This is a genomic window from Shewanella sp. MSW (genome assembly GCF_007636515.1).
In the GTDB taxonomy this organism is placed as follows: domain Bacteria; phylum Pseudomonadota; class Gammaproteobacteria; order Enterobacterales; family Shewanellaceae; genus Shewanella; species Shewanella indica.
On record NZ_LVDR01000001.1, the window covers coordinates 238,186 to 251,217 of the forward strand.

The 13,032-nt window shown below is 52.2% G+C and carries 13 protein-coding genes; 7 read left to right on the forward strand and 6 right to left on the reverse strand.

Annotation, left to right across the window (positions count from 1 at the left end; all coding sequences use genetic code 11):
* Positions 1-108: 108 nt before the first annotated feature.
* On the reverse strand, positions 109-1,143 hold the full coding sequence (locus AYI96_RS00995; protein WP_144360815.1) for a Glu/Leu/Phe/Val dehydrogenase dimerization domain-containing protein: 1,035 nt from the start codon (positions 1,141-1,143) through the stop codon (positions 109-111).
* 300 nt (positions 1,144-1,443) lie between these two features.
* Between AYI96_RS00995 and AYI96_RS01000 the strand changes: the two genes are divergently transcribed.
* Positions 1,444-1,878: a DUF4826 family protein gene (locus tag AYI96_RS01000; RefSeq protein WP_039033405.1), complete on the forward strand. Its 435-nt coding sequence runs from the start codon at positions 1,444-1,446 to the stop codon at positions 1,876-1,878.
* Positions 1,879-2,133: 255 nt separating this feature from the next.
* On the opposite strand, the gene AYI96_RS01005 is transcribed toward AYI96_RS01000, so the two are convergent.
* From AYI96_RS01005 to AYI96_RS01020, 4 genes are all read right to left on the reverse strand, one after another.
* Positions 2,134-3,039, reverse strand: coding sequence for an ABC transporter ATP-binding protein (locus AYI96_RS01005; RefSeq protein ID WP_071475870.1), 906 nt, complete (start codon positions 3,037-3,039; stop codon positions 2,134-2,136).
* Entirely contained in the window at positions 3,036-3,878 is an 843-nt protein-coding gene (locus tag AYI96_RS01010; protein ID WP_039033403.1) for an ABC transporter permease subunit, read from the reverse strand. Before AYI96_RS01010 ends, AYI96_RS01005 begins: the two co-directional genes overlap by 4 nt.
* 147 nt (positions 3,879-4,025) lie before the next feature.
* Positions 4,026-4,745 (reverse strand): YceH family protein, encoded by a 720-nt coding sequence (locus AYI96_RS01015; RefSeq protein ID WP_409928933.1) that lies wholly within the window; start codon positions 4,743-4,745, stop codon positions 4,026-4,028.
* Positions 4,746-4,913: 168 nt separating this feature from the next.
* Positions 4,914-5,747, reverse strand: coding sequence for a S1 RNA-binding domain-containing protein (locus tag AYI96_RS01020; protein WP_071475869.1), 834 nt, complete (start codon positions 5,745-5,747; stop codon positions 4,914-4,916).
* Positions 5,748-6,022: 275 nt separating this feature from the next.
* Here AYI96_RS01020 and AYI96_RS01025 point away from each other — a divergent pair, with 275 nt between their 5' ends.
* The 6 genes from AYI96_RS01025 (at position 6,023) to pdxH (ending at position 12,536) form a co-directional block, all read left to right on the forward strand.
* Positions 6,023-6,322 (forward strand): hypothetical protein, encoded by a 300-nt coding sequence (locus AYI96_RS01025; RefSeq protein WP_144360816.1) that lies wholly within the window; start codon positions 6,023-6,025, stop codon positions 6,320-6,322.
* A 732-nt stretch (positions 6,323-7,054) separates the two neighbouring features.
* On the forward strand, positions 7,055-7,930 hold the full coding sequence (gene speE / locus AYI96_RS01030; RefSeq protein WP_028779304.1) for a polyamine aminopropyltransferase: 876 nt from the start codon (positions 7,055-7,057) through the stop codon (positions 7,928-7,930).
* Positions 7,931-7,958: 28 nt separating this feature from the next.
* A complete protein-coding gene (gene speA / locus AYI96_RS01035) occupies positions 7,959-9,872 on the forward strand; it encodes a biosynthetic arginine decarboxylase (protein WP_144360817.1) in 1,914 nt (637 codons plus the stop codon).
* Between the two features lie 52 nt (positions 9,873-9,924).
* Complete coding sequence (locus AYI96_RS01040) at positions 9,925-10,854, forward strand: adenosylmethionine decarboxylase (protein ID WP_039033399.1); 930 nt, start codon at positions 9,925-9,927, stop codon at positions 10,852-10,854.
* A gap of 31 nt (positions 10,855-10,885) precedes the next feature.
* On the forward strand, positions 10,886-11,815 hold the full coding sequence (gene speB / locus AYI96_RS01045; RefSeq protein ID WP_039033398.1) for an agmatinase: 930 nt from the start codon (positions 10,886-10,888) through the stop codon (positions 11,813-11,815).
* An 82-nt stretch (positions 11,816-11,897) separates the two neighbouring features.
* Positions 11,898-12,536 carry a pyridoxamine 5'-phosphate oxidase gene (gene pdxH, locus AYI96_RS01050; RefSeq protein WP_071475868.1) on the forward strand — a complete coding sequence of 213 codons (639 nt, stop codon included), beginning with the start codon at positions 11,898-11,900 and terminating at the stop codon, positions 12,534-12,536.
* 58 nt (positions 12,537-12,594) lie between these two features.
* Here pdxH and AYI96_RS01055 read toward each other — a convergent pair whose 3' ends face one another.
* Positions 12,595-12,810, reverse strand: a complete 216-nt coding sequence (locus AYI96_RS01055; RefSeq protein WP_025009621.1) for a cold-shock protein — start codon at positions 12,808-12,810, stop codon at positions 12,595-12,597.
* Positions 12,811-13,032: the final 222 nt, after the last annotated feature.

Below are 13,032 nucleotides of genomic sequence, written 5' to 3' on the forward strand. Positions count from 1 at the left end.
GGGAAAATGAATTTTCTGTTTCCGGCGCCTATCTCTTTGCCGACAAGGGGAAAATTTTTTCAGTAATAAAAAAGGGCCTGAAGGCCCTTTTATGGAATATGACTGAGCTTAGGCTTGGGTACCATTGATGATGGCACGGGCCATCTCATCGGCTACTTCAGCCGTGGTGCGGTTCTGCTCATCGGCCTGCTTGAAGATGGACAGCAGGGTGTTGTAAATCTCTTCAACCTTGGCGGTAGACTTGGCGGCATCATAGTCTTTTTCGAAAGACACGTTGATGATACCACCGGCGTTGATTACATAGTCTGGAGCGTAGAGGATGCCCATTTGCTTGAGCTGCTCGCCGTGGCGGGGCTCAGCCAGCTGGTTATTGGCACAGCCTGCGACTATGCCGGCTTTCAGTTGTGGCAGTGTGGTGTCGTTAAGTGTGGCTCCCAGGGCGCAAGGGGCATAGACATCTACGTCCAGAGCATAGATGTCCTGAGGGGCAACCACTGCAGCACCAAAGTCGGTGGCTACCTTGTCCAGTGATGCCTGATGGATATCGGTTACAAACAGTTCGGCGCCTTCTTCATGCAGGTGCTTGCACAGATAATAGCCCACATGGCCTACGCCCTGAACGGCTATCTTGAGGCCCTTGAGGCTATCTTTGTCCAGCTTGTGCTTAACGGCGGCCTTGATACCCAGGTAAGTTCCCATGGCGGTAAAAGGGGAGGGATCGCCGCTCATACCTTCCAGGCCAAGCACATAAGGGGTTTCATCATGGGCAATCATGATGTCGGCAGGGGTGGTACCCACATCTTCAGCCGAGTAGTAGCGGCCACCCAGGCTGTGAACAAAGCGGCCAAAGGCGCGGAACAGTTGCTCACGATTTTCTGTTTTGGGATCGGCTATGATAACTGACTTACCGCCACCCATGGCCAATCCGGCCAGGGCATTCTTGTAAGTCATACCGCGGGAGAGGCGCAACACGTCAGTGAGGGCTTCATCATCTGATTGGTAGTTCCACATACGGCAACCGCCTACGGCTGGACCCAGGTTGGTGTTGTGGATGGCGATGATGGCACGCAGGCCACTTTCCTTGTCATGACAGAATACTACCTGTTCATGTTCGTCGAATGATACATGATTAAATACAGCCACGTCTGTTCTCCGCTGTGCTTATTGGGGCGGCGCTTAGCGGCCGCCGACCGCTTGTTATATTTATTGCAGAACCATAGCATTTAGCGATACTCTCAACAAAGCTGATGAGCAGAATAATTGTGATCTATCTGGCAATTTTGCTTTCCACCTTACGTTAACGTAAAGTTGGTTGAAGATTGAAGTCCGCCACCCATAGTCGTCTCATTATGGAGTGGTACTGAAAAAGTCGGCCAGAGGCTTAGTTGAATAGATACAGAATATAAAAACACAATAAAAACAAACAAGAAGAAAGGAAAGTTTATGACTGAACAGACAAGTACACCGCCCAATGCCGAACAGCAGGAAGCCTTGCGCCAGGCGTGGGTGCGTGAACAGTTCCAGAAAGCCAATAAATTTCTTGCAGAGAAAGGGGTGATCCCAAGCAAAGTGCTACCGGCCGAAAGCCGCTATCTGGCGCCTTATGTAGCCATGTGGAAAATCGAATCCAAACAGCCCAGCCACAAGACCTATTGGGTGATGTCCGGTGACTTGCCTTCCGACTATGTTGATGTGAGCGTAGCGGCCACTGCTCGTGAAGCCTTGCGTCACTTTTCGCTAACCTGGCAACTTAAGGCCGAAAACTTAGTGCAATCCGGTGCAACCAAAGACCCAACCCAGGCCAAGTTTGCCCAGTTGTTGGTCTCCAGAGCCGAGAGTCTGTACAAGATCCAAGCGGACGATAAGCTCTGGGGGTGATGTCGCAATCAATTTCTCACTCTCGACTTTGACGATGAACTTCTGATAGTCATAGTGACGCCGGTAGCTTTGGCAGACTGTTGTTTCCTTCCCTGAGCAGTTCTTCTGCGGAAGAGAGAAAGTGCCGTGGCAGATGTGGGGATCTAGCGTGTAAAGCGTTGTGCCAGAGGCTGCTATTTTGTAAGACCACTAAAACAACAACCCAGCTTACGCTGGGTTGTTGTTTATCAAAGAGAGCTTCTAAGTTCAAAGGCGTCAGGCTACGCCGTCGAACAAGGTATCTTCCAGTGTGCGGCCTCGCATCAGGCTGCGATATTGCCAGCCATTTTGCTTAAGTAGCTGCAGCAGTTCAATATCCAAGGTGTCCTTCTCCGGTTGGTAACGGATAAGGTAGTTTTGTTTGCCCTTGGCCGAGATCTCGTAAACGCCTTCGAGGGCGTAGAGTGCTTCCAGCAGTTTTTCCTGATCACAGTGTTGCATCTGCAGCGTCAGATAGGCTTCGGCGCTGCTTTGCTGCATGGTGACAGACTGGCCCAGTTTACCTTTGTCCAGATACAGCACTCTGTCACAAAGCTTTTCCAGTTCATCCAGATTGTGGGAGCTGATAATAAAGGTGGTATCTGCGCTCAGGGATTCTACCAACTCACGAATTTTGCGGGCGTTGGCGGGATCCAGTCCGGCCGTGGGTTCATCCAGCAGTACCAGCTTGGGGTTGCCTATCAGCGCCTGAGCAATCGCGGCGCGTTTTCCCATACCATGACTTAGAGAGTTGGGTTTTTGATTGGCGACCTCCTCAAGGCCTACCAGCGCCAATACCCGCAGGGATTCAGCCTTGGCGGCTTCGGCGCCCATACCCTGCATGCGGGCAAACAGGCTGAATTGAGTCAGCAGGCTGAAGCCGGGATCCAGGGCGGCGTCCTGGGGCAGGGCCGAGACCTGTCCCAAAAGTCCGGTGCTGCCCGGGCGCTGTCCCATCACAGTGATTTCACCACTACTTGGACGTATATAACCCAGCAACAGGCTCATCAATGTGGTCTTGCCGGCACCGTTTGGGCCGACCAGGGCGATGGGACTACCGGGCTCCAGTTGCAAGTCGACGCTATCCAATGCCCGCTTGCTGCCGTAGAGTTTGCTCAGGCCTTTACAGTTGATAAGACTCATAGATCACCTCGCTGCATCATGGTGCGGCCTATCGCTAATAATCCAATGGTTTGCAGCAGTGGCAACCAGGCACTTGACAGCGCTGTTAGCGGCTGGGCATTGAGCATGGCATCTATCTGTGCGCCGGGCACCAGATAACCGATGAAAGAGAGCATGGGCAGCTGAGCATTGATAACCGCCATTACTATCATCATGGCGGCAAAGAAAAGCACCGCAAATACGCTGGCCAGTCTGGCGGAGCTGGCCCAGAGTGAGAACAGCGCCATCAGGGCGGTGTAGGGCAGCAGGATCAATACCAGATTGAGTGTCATCATCAAGCCGGAAGTCAGCGCGGGTAGCACCAACGCCATATCCCGGCTCATGGCCAAAACTACGGTTGCTATGACTGTGATGGCAACCAACAGCAATTGGATCAACATCATGCCGAGGAAGCGGCCGAAGAAGAGGGCATCGCGGCCAGAACGCAGGCAGAGGAAGCGGAGTGTGCCACGGTTTTTGTCCGAGGCGAACTGATCGCCGCAGATAAGAATGCTGAACATGGGGAACAGGTAGAGACTGATGACCCAATAGACGGCTTGCTCGGCAACCGGCCAGGCAAACAGTTGGTCCAGAGTGCCTTCACCGAAGGCGCCGGTAACAAAATGCTTGAAGTCCGGGTTCAGCAGAAAGCTGGCGGCACTTCGGACCGGATAGGCAAGGATCAGCAGCCACACCAGGGCGAAAGCTATCATCGCCAGGGTGCCACGGCGGTGGAAAATGAGTTTATAGAGTTCAAATCCCGCGAGTTGCAGGGCGTTTTTCAGCCCTCCGGGATGAGTGCTGTGAGTTGCAGTTGTCATGTGGTTCCTTGTTTTGCTCCAAATAAGGAGTCCTTGCGGCGACCGGGGCAAACACTGGGTTGCCGATAAGACGTCAGCCTAACACCATGAGGCCAGGCAGGCCACGCCTGGCCGCTATTTCAAGCAGTAGCTGTCGTCTTTGAAGGCTTATTGTGCCAGTTGCGTCTTAAGCTCGGCCAATGCCTGTTTTAGTAAAGCCAGCTCTTGCTTCATTGTCGCCAGTTCTTGTTCAAGCAAGGCTATCCGGCTCTGGCTTGCCGTTTCAGGCTCACTTTCGCACTCTCCTTCGCGCTCACCTTCATGGTGAGCTGCAGCTTGATTGGCAATCTGAGTGGTATCAGCGCCGCCGGAACTTTCAGATACACCATCATTTTCTGTGAAGTTCTCGGCAAAGCGTATCTCACGTTTTCCCGGCTCCCTGGTCAGTTGGCGGATAAAGCCTTTGTCTTTCAGCGCCAGCAGGGTTTGCTCCACTTGTGGCAGGCCGTCAAATTCAAACAGCCGTTGAGCCCGGCTTCTGAGTTCACCTGCGGTTTGAGCGCCGCGCAGCAGCAACAAACACACTATTGCCAGCTCTGCGGGGGAAAACTGCAGCTCGCCAAATTCTGTGTTACAGAATCTGTGGCGGTATTTAATGACCCGGCTGCCAAAGCCGGATTGCTCACTCAGTAGACGTTTTTTACTCAGGCTGTCCAAGGCTTGCTGCACTTCAGACTCGCTCAGTTCCATCACGGGATCGCGGCTGGTTTTTTGATTGCAGGCTTGGGTCAGTGAATTGAGAGACAGGGGATAGAGATCCGGAGTGGTGACTTCTTTTTCCAGCAGGCAGCCAATCACTCTGGCTTCGATGGCATTGAGTTGCAACATAATTGACAGTTCCATTCAAGGCAGATGTCGGCCAACTGACCGACATTTTACTCAGTGTTTTTGAGTTATATCAGAGCCTTGAGCCGATGTCGCGGTTTTCCTCGGCTGCGCCTGCCCTAAATAGAGCAGGCGCGTTATTTTTGCTCAATTCTTGGTTCAGTTCTTTGTTCAATTATTGGCGTGGATACCGTCATCTTCGATGCGCAGTTTTCCGGCCTTGAACAGGCCGCCGATGGCTTTCTTGAAGGCTTTCTTGCTCATACCAAGCTCGGCGTAGATCACCTCGGGCGAGGTCTTGTCGCTGTAGGGCAGGAAACCGCCGGCCTGAGTTAGTTTCTTCATGATCCGCTGTGATTGCTGATCCAACTCCTGACGGTCGGCCTTTTGCAGGGTCAGATCCAGTTTGTTGTCGTGACGCACCTGTTTGATATAACCCTTGAGCTTTTGGCCAAACTTCAGCTTACGGAACACCTCATTTTGATAGATGACGCCCCAATGCTTGTTGTTGACTATCGCCTTATAGCCGAGATCTGTAGTACCTGCAATGATAAGGTCAACCTGTTGACCATTCTTGTACCAAGCCGGGCTCTTATCGACAAACTTATCGATTTTGGACGAAGCGACAATCCGCTCGTCGGCGCGGTTACGGTGAACATAGACCAGGTAACTGCGGCCCTCTTCGGCCTGCTTATGCTGCTCACCGAAGGGCAGCAGCAGATCTTTTTCCAGTCCCCAATCGAGGAAGGCACCGACCCGACCAATGGAAACCACCTTGAGATAAGCAAACTCACCCACCTGAGCCAGGGGCTTTTTAGTGGTTGCGATAGGCAGGTCGTTGGAGTCCAGATAGAGGAATACCTCCACCTTGTCGCCCACCTGACAACCCTTGGGCACCACTTTATTGGGTAATAACACCTGTCCCAACTCATGAGCGTTGAGGTAAACCCCGAAATCAACCTGTTTGACCACTTCCAGGGTGCAACTTTGACCTATTTCTGCCATCTGTTTTTGAACCTGATTAACTTTGTTTCAGCTGCGGCGGATTATAACGGATTGCGCTCACCTATGCCCGTGCCTTTTGTTAGGGAGGTGCGAATAAGTCCTCGTGGCCTTCTCTTTTGTAGGGTGTGGCTTGCACAGCAATTGGCGCTCAAGGCATCTGACTGAAGGCATGCCGGGGCCTGTTGAAGTCAGACTTCCCTAAGTTTGAATAAGACTAAAGTTAGCGCTGCTTTTTGCAGCACAGCTGGTTAAGCTGAAAATAAAAACCTTTGCCTATGTTCTCTATTTGGTCTGTCAGCCTGCTGGCACTCTTGTATCTCGGGCTGTTGTTTATCATCGCCTGGTGGGCGGATAAATATAACCCCAAACGCTTTCGGGCACTGTTTTACAGCCTGACACTCGGCGTCTACTGTACCTCCTGGGCTTTTTCGGTACCACGGCCCAGGCCGCCAATCATGGTTGGTGGCTTTCATCTGCTGGAGCGCGCGCTTGGGGTGACTATTGAGGAGATCCGCGCCAAGACGGTGGGCAGACTGCATTGCGGTGAATCAGCGCCGGAAATGACCTTTGATTAATTCGCTAAATTGGGTGGCGTTTTTAGCTGCTGCGATTTTTGCTTGAATCGCCAGGCTTCACGATAACAAACCTTTGCTTGAGGGTGAGTTTTCACCCTCGTGTTCCCCAAGGGGGCTGCATTGAATCAAACTCAGTGCCCGAAGCGGTATCTGGCGATCAAAATGGAGAGTCTGAGTATTTAAAAAATCTTGAACAGATAAAATCAGCTTTCAAAGCTCAATTTATTGATATAAATCGAAAAAAACTCGCTTAAATGGCATGGGTGAATATCGCAACTGTAGTTTATATTTCAAAGCCTTGGATAAACTGTGATTCGTGCTTGCATTATGGGGCACAGCAAGGTTTAATTGCGCCGTTTTGAAGGTACATTCTGTCCTGACAGGCAAACGTGAGTAACAGGGTTATTATGGTTCACGAGTCATTAACCGTGTAAATGAAAAAAGCACCATTTACACGGGGTTAAGAGGGTTTTAGCTAATGCACAGCCATTCATTTTCCGCACTGGTTCGCCAAGTGCCACAAAACAGGTTTTCAACCATTGTCAGCTATGACAATACCGGCTTGAAACATCTCACGTTAATCCGCATCAATTCCGGCCGCGAACAGGCCAATAGTCCCAACTGAGCCCGTCGTCCATCTACGACGATACATTGACTCGGCATTCATTTTTGAATCGCCGAGGACGGGTTATTTGTCCACCCTTACATTCAACACCAAGAGTTTTAGGTTAAATGCAAGCCAAGAATATTTACTACGAGACACTGCATCCGGCATACGGGCAGTATTTTGAGGTGGAAAAGGTGCTGTTCGAGCAAAAGACCGAACAGTGGCACCTGAGCATTTTTGAAAATGCCGCTATGGGACGGGTCATGGCGCTCAATGGCGCCATCCAGACCACAGAGAAAGATGAGTTTGTCTATCACGAAATGTTGACCCATGTGCCTATTCTGGCCCACGGTGACGTCAAGCGGGTGCTTATTATAGGCGGCGGTGACGGCGGCATGCTGCGGGAAGTGGTCAAACATAAACAGATTGAATCCATTACCATGGTGGAGATTGATGCCGCCGTAGTGGAAATGTGTAAAAGCTATTTTCCAAACCATTCTCAAGGCGCCTATGATGACCCCAGAGTCAACTTGGTGATCAGCGACGGGATGGATTATGTTAGGCAATCACAGCAAAAATTTGATGTGATTATCTCTGATTGCACAGATCCCCTTGGTCCGGGAGAAGTGCTGTTCAGTTCCGACTTTTACGAGGGCTGTAAGCGTTGTCTCAATGAAAATGGGATTTTTGTCGCTCAGAACGGCGTGCCTTTTATGCAGCTGGATGAAGTGCAAAATACCGTCAGACGCATGAGCTCTTATGTGAAAGAGTGTCGGTTCTATATGGCGGCCGTGCCTACCTATGTGGGTGGCAGCATGGCCTTTGCCTGGGCAACCGATGATCTTGAGGCGCGTCAGCATAGCCTGGCGACTCTCGAAGAGCGTTTTGAGCGGGCCGGTATTACCACCCGTTATTACACGCCGGCTATCCATCAGGCAAGCTTTGCGCTGCCGGCGTTTGTCGAACAGGCGGTCGCGTCAGCGATGACGGTTACCGCATAACCCATTTTTTGATAACAGGCTAACGAACATGAGTGATTGGTCTATTGACGATGCCCGCGTCGGCTACAATGTCGCATACTGGAGCCAGGGATTTTACGGAATAAGCGATCAGGGTGAGGTGACAGTGTCACCGGATCCTTTGAATTCGGACAGCAAAATCGGCCTGAACGAACTGGCCAAAGACATGGTGAAGGCCGGTGTTAACCTGCCTGTGCTGGTCCGTTTCCCGCAGATTTTGCACCACAGGGTCGATAGCCTGTGCCAAGCCTTTAATCAGGCGATTCAAAAGTACGAGTACAGCGAAGACTATCTGCTGGTTTATCCCATCAAGGTGAACCAGCAGCAGACAGTGGTTGAGGAAATCCTCGCCAGCCAGGTCAGCAAAGAAGCTCCGCAACTTGGGCTTGAAGCCGGCAGTAAGCCTGAGCTGATGGCGGTACTGGCGATGGCACAAAAGGCCAGCTCAGTCATAGTCTGTAACGGCTACAAGGATAAAGAATATATCCGCCTGGCACTGATAGGCGAAAAGTTGGGCCACAAGGTCTACATAGTGCTGGAGAAGATGTCCGAGCTTAAGATGGTACTGCAGGAATCCCGCGAGCTTGGGGTTACTCCGCGTCTGGGGCTGCGCGCACGTCTGGCGTTCCAGGGCAAGGGCAAGTGGCAGGCCAGCGGCGGTGAAAAGTCCAAGTTTGGTCTGTCTGCTGCGCAGGTGCTGCGGGTGGTTAACGAGCTCAAGAGTGCCGACATGCTGGATTCGCTACAGTTGCTGCACTTCCACCTGGGTTCGCAAATCGCCAATATCCGCGATATTCGCCATGGTGTGGGTGAAGCGGCGCGCTTCTACTGTGAGCTGAGAAAACTGGGTGCCCAGGTCAACTGTTTCGACGTGGGCGGCGGCCTGGCGGTGGACTATGACGGTACCCGCAGCCAAAGCAACAACTCTATGAACTATGGCCTGAGCGAATACGCCAACAATATCGTCAGCGCTCTGAGTGATGTCTGCGCCGAGTACGAGCAGCCGGTGCCGAGAATTATCTCTGAGTCCGGCCGCTTCCTGACGGCGCACCACGCCGTACTTATCACGGATGTTATCGGTACTGAGGCCTATTCCCCTGAGAATATCCAGCCACCGGCAGAGGATGCGCCACAGCTGCTGCACAATATGTGGCAGTCCTGGAGCGATATCCGCGGCCGCGCCGATTCCCGCGCCTTGATTGAGATTTTCCACGATACTCAATCGGATCTGGCCGAAGCTCACGCTCTGTTTGCTCTTGGGCAACTGAGCCTGGAAGAGCGCGCCTGGGCGGAGCAGACCAACCTGCGTGTCTGTCACGAGCTGCAGGGATTGATGAACAACAAGAACCGTTATCACAGACCCATCATTGATGAACTCAATGAGAAACTGGCCGACAAGTTCTTCGTTAACTTCTCGCTGTTCCAATCGCTGCCGGATGCCTGGGGCATAGATCAAGTGTTCCCTGTGTTGCCGCTAACCGGGCTGGATACCGCACCTGAGCGCCGCGCCGTGATGCTGGATATCACCTGTGACTCGGACGGCATGGTGGATCAGTATGTGGACGGGCAGGGGATTGAAACCACACTGCCGGTTCCTGCCTGGAGTGCCGAGAGCCCGTATCTTATCGGTTTCTTCCTGGTGGGGGCTTATCAGGAGATCCTCGGTGACATGCATAACCTGTTCGGTGATACCAACTCGGCTGTGGTGCGTCTCGATGAAAGCGGCCTGGCCAACATAGAGTCTGTGCTGTCCGGTGACACAGTGGCCGATGTACTGCGCTATGTGAACCTGGATGCCGTATCCTTTATGCGCACCTACGAAGAGCTGGTGAATCAGCATATTGCCGAAGACGAACGCACCTCGATCCTTGAAGAGCTGCAATTGGGTCTTAAGGGTTATACCTATCTGGAAGATTTTTCATAAGGTCGGTGCATTCAGCAGGCCCTTCGGGGCCTGCAACAAGTAGAGATAAAAGATGTTTTTTGAAGGTTCAGAAAAAAAAATTGAAGTGATAGTGACGCCGGCTACGCCTTCGCTGCGCTCACTGGGAAAGCCCTTCTGGGAAGAGATGGTGGCCAAGGCCAATGCAGAAATCCTCTCTTCCGTCAGCAATGATTATTGCGATGCCTATCTGCTCAGCGAGTCGAGCCTGTTTGTTTGGGACGACAGATTTTTAATGTTGACCTGTGGTACCACCACTCTGGCGCGCTCGACTCTGCATTTTATCGACTCCCTCGGTGAAGAGGCGATAGCCTTTGCGACTTTTCAGCGCAAAAACGAATATCTGTCGCACCTGCAGGCCAGCTCTTTTGAGCAGGACTTACAGGCGTTGAGAGAGAAGCTATCCGGCGTGGCGTATCGTATCGGCCATCTGGATTCTCATCACCATTATCTGTTTTGCAGCGACAAGGCTTTCAGCGCCGAGAGCAGTGATGCCACCAGTGAGCTGTTGATGTATCACATTCGTGGTGAAGCGGCTGACTACTTGCGCTCCGATAACCAAAGCTGCGAAGGGGTTCGCCAACTGCTGGCACTGGAAGAGATGCTGCCCGGATTCCAGTTTGATGACTTTCTGTTTGAGCCCTTTGGTTATTCCATCAACGGCATTCGCGGCAAAGAGTATATGACTATTCATATCACGCCCCAGGAAAGCAGCTCTTATGTCAGCTTCGAGACCAATCTGGATCTCGCCGCACAACCGATAGATATCTTCGCCCGTTTGCTGGCTATTCTCAATCCCGGCAGCTGGGATGTCATCGGCTTCAACGCCCAGTTGGATACCCGTGGTTACCCGGAACATTTATGTTTGGGAAGTTGCTCTTTGTCCCTGGAGCAGGGTTATAATGTCAGCTTCAGTCATTATCAGCAGATGTGCCACGAAGTGCTGATCCCTGAGTCCATGTAAATATCGGCATTAGCCAAGTTTTGGAGTATTTATGACCACTTTAGCAGATAAACCTGATTACTCGCTTTATTCAAATGCGTTTGGTTATTTGCGTCAGCCACTGGATTTCAAACCGCTAGAAAGCGATGCGGATGTGGTGGTAATAGGTTTGCCTTTCGATATGGCCGTTACCGGCCGCAGCGGTGGCCGTATGGGGCCCGGAGCTATCCGCAATGCCTCGACCAATCTGGCCTGGGAAGAGAAGCGTTGGCCTTGGGATTTCAGCCTCAGCGAATATATCAAGATAGTGGACGCCGGCGATCTGGTATTTAATTGTGGTGATGCCGCCGATTTTACCGAGCGCACCGAAAACTTTGCCAGCAAAGTTCTGGCCTCCGGTAAGACACTGCTGAGCTTTGGCGGTGATCACTTTGTAACCCTGCCGTTGCTTCGTGCGCACCACAAACAGTTTGGCAAGATGGCGCTGCTGCACTTCGATGCCCACACCGACACTTACAGTGAAGGCAGTAAGTTTGACCATGGCACCATGTTCTATCACGCCCCTAACGAAGGCTTGATCGATCCGGCCCATTCTGTGCAGGTGGGGATCCGCACCGAATACACCAAAGAAGGCCACGGTTTTCAGGTGATTGATGCCGCCATGGCCAATGATATGACCGCCGATGAAATCGTGGCGCAGATCAAGGCTCGGGTTGGCGATATGCCTTTGTATGTGACTTTCGATATCGATTGCCTGGATCCTGCCTTCGCGCCGGGAACCGGTACTCCGGTATGCGGTGGTCTCACCAGTGACAAGGCGCTGAAGATTATCCGTGGTCTCAAGGGCCTCAACATAGTGGGTATGGATGTGGTTGAAGTGGCACCTGCTTACGATAGCGCCGACATTACCGCGCTGGCGGGCGCGACTCTGGGCCTGGAAATGCTGCATGTCTGGGCCTTGTGCCAGGGCAAAGTCAAGTAAGCCGCTTCACGTTAAGCCAACGCTTGTCGTTGGCTTTTCTTTCGCTGGGGCATTGCGCCCGGTTCAGGGACAAGGATAGACAATGACAGATTTGAGTGATATTCGCCGTGAATACACCCGGGGCGGCCTCAGGCGCGCCGATCTGGCCACCGAGCCCATGGCGCAGTTTGAGCGCTGGATGGCGCAGGCCAAGGATGCACCTTTGACAGATCCTACCGCCATGGTGGTGGCCACAGTGGATGAAACCGGCCAACCGTTTCAGCGGATAGTCTTGCTGAAGCGTTTTGATCAGCAAGGATTTGTATTTTTTACCAATCTGGAAAGCCGTAAGGCGCAGCAGATTGCCGTCAATGCCAAGGTTAGTTTACTGTTTCCCTGGCATCCGCTGGAGCGCCAGGTGGCCGTGACAGGGGTAGCCGAAGCCCTGTCTGCTACAGAGGTATTCAAGTACTTTGTCAGCCGTCCGAAAGACAGCCAGATAGCGGCCTGGGTCTCGAAACAGTCGAGCAAGCTTAGCGCCCGTCAGGCACTCGAGAGTAAGTTTGCCGAGATGAAGGCCAAGTTTGCCAAGGGCGAAGTCCCCTTGCCCAAGTTTTGGGGCGGCTACCGCATAGTGCCTTCCAGTGTGGAATTCTGGCAGGGCGGTGAGCACAGGCTGCATGACAGATTCCTCTACAGCCGCACAGATGACGGGTGGGAGATCAATCGTCTCGCACCTTGATGGCGATATCGCCTAACAAGAGGGACGGCATCTGCCGTCCCTTTACTTTATCCGTCAGCTATTTTAACCGCACTACGTTTTCTGCCTGCAGCCCCTTTTGGCCTTCAGTCACGCTGAAGCTGACCTTCTCACCCTCTTTCAGAGTGCGGCGGCCGCTGCCTTGAATGGCGCGGTAGTGGACGAACACATCGGCGGCGTTTTCCTGGGTTAGAAAACCAAAGCCCTTTTCATCGTTGAACCATTTAACGGTTCCTGTCACCTGTTGTTCTGACATAGTTTCCTCTTTCAGTAACTTAGCCTAGGCTGTTGCTTTGTATAAGTAGATGTAGGGTAAAGGGGATTTGTTTCACTGGTTTGACACTCTGATTTTCCTTGAAAACCAGAGTTTTTTGCGCTTGGCAACAGGTTTTTATAGCAAGAGTGGGGCTGGAATAACAGACCGATAGAGATTGCCAGGGATAGAGTCAATATCAACCCCATCAAGAGTGAGGGAGTA

Excerpts from the sequence above, each read along its gene's own strand:
- AYI96_RS01020 (WP_071475869.1), bottom strand. The coding sequence starts at position 5,747 with ATGGCAGAAATAGGTCAAAGTTGCACCCTGGAAGTGGTCAAACAGGTT.
- speA (WP_144360817.1), top strand. The coding sequence starts at position 7,959 with ATGAGTGATTGGTCTATTGACGATGCCCGCGTCGGCTACAATGTCGCA.
- AYI96_RS01040 (WP_039033399.1), top strand. The coding sequence starts at position 9,925 with ATGTTTTTTGAAGGTTCAGAAAAAAAAATTGAAGTGATAGTGACGCCG.
- speE (WP_028779304.1), top strand. The coding sequence starts at position 7,055 with ATGCAAGCCAAGAATATTTACTACGAGACACTGCATCCGGCATACGGG.
- AYI96_RS01000 (WP_039033405.1), top strand. The coding sequence starts at position 1,444 with ATGACTGAACAGACAAGTACACCGCCCAATGCCGAACAGCAGGAAGCC.
- AYI96_RS01025 (WP_144360816.1), top strand. The coding sequence starts at position 6,023 with ATGTTCTCTATTTGGTCTGTCAGCCTGCTGGCACTCTTGTATCTCGGG.
- AYI96_RS01005 (WP_071475870.1), bottom strand. The coding sequence starts at position 3,039 with ATGAGTCTTATCAACTGTAAAGGCCTGAGCAAACTCTACGGCAGCAAG.
- pdxH (WP_071475868.1), top strand. The coding sequence starts at position 11,898 with ATGACAGATTTGAGTGATATTCGCCGTGAATACACCCGGGGCGGCCTC.
- AYI96_RS01015 (WP_409928933.1), bottom strand. The coding sequence starts at position 4,745 with ATGTTGCAACTCAATGCCATCGAAGCCAGAGTGATTGGCTGCCTGCTG.
- AYI96_RS01010 (WP_039033403.1), bottom strand. The coding sequence starts at position 3,878 with ATGACAACTGCAACTCACAGCACTCATCCCGGAGGGCTGAAAAACGCC.
- speB (WP_039033398.1), top strand. The coding sequence starts at position 10,886 with ATGACCACTTTAGCAGATAAACCTGATTACTCGCTTTATTCAAATGCG.
- AYI96_RS01055 (WP_025009621.1), bottom strand. The coding sequence starts at position 12,810 with ATGTCAGAACAACAGGTGACAGGAACCGTTAAATGGTTCAACGATGAA.